At 29.7% G+C, this 893-nt stretch carries 1 protein-coding gene; it reads left to right on the top strand.

From position 1 onward, the window contains the following. The first annotated feature begins 57 nt into the window (after positions 1–57). Positions 58–744: a hypothetical protein gene (locus DOS84_RS18830; RefSeq protein WP_111411651.1), complete on the top strand. Its 687-nt coding sequence runs from the start codon at positions 58–60 to the stop codon at positions 742–744. Positions 745–893: the final 149 nt, after the last annotated feature.

Genomic DNA, 893 nt, shown 5'->3' with positions numbered 1-893 from the left:
ACGTTGGCGAACAGTTTAGAAGCCACACAGAATGTTAACAGCATAAAACTATAAATAATGAATTCTAAGATTATTGAAAAAACTACAAGTGTTTGTATTGAAATTTTTGAAGACAAAAAAAATTACACTCTTCCAGATGTATACAATTATAGCCATCTTCCATTATGCGTAATTGATTCAGTTTTTTCAATTGGAGTCAGATATGAAATCGTCCAAAACACTATCAATAATTTTTGCACACATAATAAAATTGATAAATTTTCAAAATCTGACGAATTATCAACTACGTTTTTTTTAAATTTAATGGAGCAAGTATCCATCAAAGAATTAACTGAAAACGTATACAAAAATCGTCAAAGAACTTCAACAAGAAATGGAATTTTAAAATCTGAAGCGGTTATTAAATTCTTAAAAATTTTGCAAAAATATGATGTAAACAAATTGAGCGATGTCTATAAAATTATTTCAAGTAAAGAGTTTGAAATAGACATCAAAGAAATTCCAGGTCAAAAAAGCGGAATTTCTTTAACCTATTTTTTTATGCTTGCAGGCTCAGACGATTTGATTAAACCTGACAGGATGATTATTCGCTTTTTAGAAAATATATCAGGAGAAGTTGTAAGTTTAACTGATTGCCAAATTATTCTTGCTGAAGTTTCAAAAAACCTTCAAAAGAATGGATTTGATATTACGCCTAAAAAACTTGACAATTTAATATGGAATTACCAACGTGATTTAAATTAAAAACGAATATAAAACCGATTCGCCAACACACGCTACAAGCGATTTGGGCAATTGGCTTAATTGAAAAATGGTTTTGTATTTGAAAGATTTAGCAAATCCGAAAACAGGGCTTAATTTAGTCCCAAACCGCGTGTAGCGCGAGAACGTTA

It is taken from the genome of Flavobacterium aquariorum (assembly GCF_003254745.1).
Taxonomy (GTDB): Bacteria; Bacteroidota; Bacteroidia; order Flavobacteriales; family Flavobacteriaceae; genus Flavobacterium; species Flavobacterium aquariorum.
The sequence above is the reverse complement of the archived record's forward strand: the minus strand, read 5'-3'. Positions and strand labels throughout refer to the sequence as shown.

Coding starts and splice junctions, on each gene's coding strand:
- DOS84_RS18830 (WP_111411651.1), top strand. CDS start 58: ATGAATTCTAAGATTATTGAAAAAACTACAAGTGTTTGTATTGAAATT.